Below are 4,684 nucleotides of genomic sequence, written 5' to 3' on the forward strand. Positions count from 1 at the left end.
CTCCAGTTGCCGTTCACATCTGCCGTGGCATTGTACGATTTACCGTTCAGAGTGATAACGACCGTTGAACCTGCGGTCGCCGTACCGGTAATGACCTGTGCGGCGTTATGTTCAGCGGCGTTGAGGATATTATCCGCTGTGACGTCACTGATGGTGACGGAGGGCAGACTGGTGTCAACGGTGAAATCTTTACTCACCGTCGTCTTATTTCCAGATTTATCCGTGGCTGTTACAGAAGCGGTTTGGGTACCGTCCGCCCATAAGGCCGCATCCGCAGCTTTAACAGTGATACTCCATGTACCGTCAGTGACGGTGGCGCTATAACTGATGTCGTTCAGCTTGACACTCACTGTTTTAGTATCCACCGCACAGGTACCGGTGATCACAATATCGTCGCCTTTCTCAGGTACGTTGACGATATTATCGGCAGTGACATTATCCACCGTCACGGCTGGCGCAGTAAGATCCACCGAGACATCATGAGTGACAGAACTTGTGTTTCCTGCTTTGTCAGACACTTCGGCTTTGATAGTCGTCGTGCCCTCCGCAAGTGCCGTCATATCCACCGACGAAACGATGACAGTCCAGTTGCCGCTGGCGTCGGTAGTCGCGTGGTGCGTTTTACCATTCAGTTCCAGCGTGATTTGTGTACCGATATCTACGCCCGTCGTTGATCCTTTAATCATTTGCGAGGTAGCGTGTTCAGTCGCATTAATCACATCATCAGTGGCTACCGTGTTAATGGTGATAGTTGGTGCACTGGTATCAATCGTGAAATCTTTGCTAATCGTTGCGCTGTTGCCTGCGTTATCCGTCGCGTTAATTGATAACGTCTGGTTGCCGTCGGTCAACGTGGCTGCATCTACTGCCGGAATAGCGGCAGTCCAGGTACCATTGCTGACAGTGGCGGTGTAATCCTTGCCATTCAGTGTCACGATGACAGTTTTCGTATCCACCGCACAGGTACCGGACAGCGCGATATCACCGCCTTTTTCTGTGGCGTTAACGATATTGTCCGCAGTGACATTATCTGCCGTCACCACTGGCGCAGTAAGGTCAACCACAAAGTCATGGCTTGCCGTGCCGGTGTTACCGGCGGTATTCGTTACTTCGGCACTGATGGTCGCCGTGCCTTCTGCCAGCGCCTGGATATCCGTCGCCGCAACGCTGGTGCTCCACTTGCCGGAGGCATCGGTGGTTGCCGTATAGGTCTGGCCATTGAGTTTAATGGTGACGGTGGTGCCCGCGGCCACGCCGGTCACGGTACCGCTGAGGGTCTGTGCGGCGCCGTGTTCAGCGGTGTTCAGGGTGTTGTCTGCCGTCACGTTATCGATGGTAATCACCGGTGCGGCGGTGTTCACCGTAAAGCTGCCGTCCTTACTGGCCGGGTTGCCTGCGTTATCCGTTGCATCCACATGCACCGCCACATTGCCTTCCGGCAGGAGAGCGGCGTCTGTTGCCGGAACCGTGACACTCCAGGTGCCGTTGCTGACGGTGGCGTCATACCCCTTGCCGTTAATGGTCACTCTGACGGTTTTCGCGTCGCTGTCGCAGGTGCCGGTGAGGGCCAGGTCTGCGCCTTTCTCCGCGCTGTTCACCACGTTATCGGTGGTGACGTTATCAATGGTTATCGCCGGGCCGGTCAGGTCGAGGGTAAAGTCATGCGTGGCCGTACTGCTGTTGCCGTTCGCGCCGGTCACCACAGCACTTACCGTAATCGGTCCGGTGCCGCTCAGGGCCTGAATCTCTGCTGCCGGAACCCCGATGCTCCAGTTGCCGCTGGCGTCAGCGGTGGTGGTGTAGGTTTTGCTGTTCAGCGTAACCACAACGGCTGAATCCGCTGTCGCTGTACCGGTAATCACCTGTGCGGCGTTATGTTCAGCGGCGTTGAGGATATTATCCGCTGTGACGTCACTGATGGTGACGGAGGGAACCGCGGTATTAACGGTGAAGTCTTTACTGATGGTGGTGCTGTTGCCTGCGTTGTCGGTGGCTTTCACCGACAGGGTCTGGCTGCCGTCGGTCAGTGCCGCCGCATTCGCCGCCGGAAGGGTGGCCGTCCAGGTGCCGTTGCTCACCGTTGCGGTGTAATCGTGACCGTTCAGGGTAACGGTGACGGTCTTCGTGTCTGGTGCACAGGTACCGGACAGGGTGATATCACCGCCTTTCTCAGCGGTGTTAACGATGTTGTCGGCGGTGACGTTATCGGCGGTGACGGCCGGTGCAATGCTGTCGACCGTAAAGTCATGGGTGGCGGAGGCGGTGTTGCCGGCAGTGTTGGTGGCGTTTGCGGTGACGGTCACTTTACCGTCGGCCAGCAGCGCGACATCCGCCGCCGGAAGGGTGGCTGTCCAGGTGCCACTGGTGACCGTGGCGATATAGTCCTGACCGTTCACCGTCACTTTAATACTGGTGACGTCCGTGCCGCAGGTGCCGCTCAGTGTGATGTCCGCACCTTTCTCGGCGGCGTTAACAAAATCATCGCTGCTGACGGTATTAATTGCCACAGCCGGGCTGGTCAGATCGACCGTGATGTTATGGGTGGCGCTGCCTTTATTCCCGGCGGCATCGTTCACATCGGCCGTAATGACTATCGGGGCGGTTCCGTTCAGCGCCTGAATATCGGCCGTTGGTACACCGACGCTCCACTTGCCTGTGGCATCGGTGGTGGTGGTGTAGGTTTTGCCGTTGAGGGTGACGGTGACGGTAGCCCCTGCGCTGACGCCGGTGGCGGTACCGCTGATAATCTGCGCGCCATTGTGTTCAGCGCTGTTGATGATGTCGTCACCGGCCACTTTATCGATGGTTATCACTGGCGCAATGGTATCTACAATAACGTCGCGATGGCTTTCACCGCTGGTGTTATTCTTTGCTGTCACCGTTGCGCTGATGGCCACTGTGCCTTCCGGTAATCCGGCTAAATCGGCAGTATCGACGGTAACTTTCCAGGTTAAATCCGCAGCGACTTTTGTCGTGTACGTTTTACCGTTCAGCGTCACGGTAATATCGTCGCCAACTGCCGCATTCAGTACCTTACCGGTGATATCCTGCGACTGTGCCACTTCATCTTTATTCAGACGGTTATCCGCTGTTAAAGAATCGATGATGATCGCCGGTGTTGTGCTACCGTCAACATGAACAGGGCGACTCGCCGTTGAACTGTTGCCGATACTGTCCGTTCCACTCACTACCACCGTCAAATCACCAGCAGGTAGCGCACTGGTTTGTTCCTCCGTCAGTGCGACAGACCAGGTCGTTCCCTCTATTGTCGCGGTATAAGATTTACCGCCGATCAGAACCGTGACCTGCCCGGTACCTGCACTACAGGTACCCGTAATGGTTAATGCCTGCTCTTTCTCAACCGCATCAATGGTATCGTTGCCGGCAACGGTATCGATTGTTAAATCCGGGCCGGTGGTATCAATGGTGACATTGTGGTTCGCACTGCCCGTATTCCCCGCCGGATCGCGGACTTCTGCTGTGATGACAAAGATGCCATCTGCCAGCGAAGAAACATCAGCTGCGTTAACCCCCACCGACCAGTTACCGCTGGCATCGGTGGTGGTGGTGTAGGTTTTGCCGTTGAGGGTGACGGTGACGGTAGCCCCTGCGCTGACGCCAGTGGCGGTACCGCTGATAATCTGCGCCACACCGTGCTCAGCGCTGTTGATGATGTCATCACCGGCCACTTTATCGATGGTGATAACTGGCGCGGTGGTGTCGATGGTGATGTCGTGCGTGGTGCTGCCTGTGTTGCCGTTCACCACAGTGATCTGTGCGGTGATGGTGGCTTTGCCATCGGTCATCAGTGCCAGGTCAGCGGCCGGAACGGTGATGCTCCAGGTGAGGTCGGCGCCCACGGTGGCGGTGTAGTCCTTGCCGTTAAGTGTGACTTTAACCGTGTCACCAGCGGCAGCGTTGGTGACTTTCCCGTTGATGGTCTGGTCAACTGCCATTTCGGCCGCGTTCAGCCAGTCATCGCCGAGGGCGTTGATGGTGACGGCTGGCAGATGTGAACTGTCCGCCACGACGCTGAAGTCATGGGTAGCGGTGGTGGTGTTGCCGGTGGTGTCGGTGGCCTGAGCGGTGACCGTAGCCGTACCGTCAGCCAGTTTAGCCACATCCGCCGCCGGCACGGTGAGACTCCAGGTGCCGTTACTGACGATGGCGTCATAGGTTTTACCGTTAAGGGTAACCTTCATGGTGGCGACATCGTTGCCACAGGTGCCGCTGAGGGTCAGGTCGGCGCCTTTTTCGGCGGCATTGACGATATCGTCACTGGTGACCTTATCGATACCCAGGGCCGGACCGGTAAGGTCGGTGGTGATATCCCGGGTGGCGCTGCCTTTGTTACCGGCGGCGTCCAGGACGTCAGCCGTAATGGTCGCTTTACCTTCCGCGAGCGCAGTGATATCGGCTGCCGGAACGCCCACGCTCCAGTTGCCGCTGGCATCTGTATAGGCCGTATAGTCCTGACCGTTCAGGTGGATCTGCACGGCAGTTCCGGCGGTAACGCCGGTCGTCGTGCCGCTGATAATCTGCGCCACGCCGTGTTCGGCGCTGTTGATGATGTCATCACCGGCCACTTTATCGATGGTGATACCCGGCGCGGTCAGGTCAATGGTGAAGTCGTGCGTGGCGGTACCTTTGTTGCCGACGGTGCTGGTCGCTTCGGCACTGATGG

At 57.3% G+C, this 4,684-nt stretch carries 1 protein-coding gene; it reads right to left on the reverse strand.

The window, feature by feature from the left end; translation table 11 throughout:
• The coding region (locus tag WB371_RS23475) for an Ig-like domain-containing protein (RefSeq protein ID WP_336222357.1) at positions 1–4,684 on the reverse strand (4,684 nt) is incomplete at both ends.

The sequence above is a fragment of the Citrobacter amalonaticus genome (assembly GCF_037053465.1).
GTDB lineage: Bacteria > Pseudomonadota > Gammaproteobacteria > Enterobacterales > Enterobacteriaceae > Citrobacter_A > Citrobacter_A amalonaticus_H.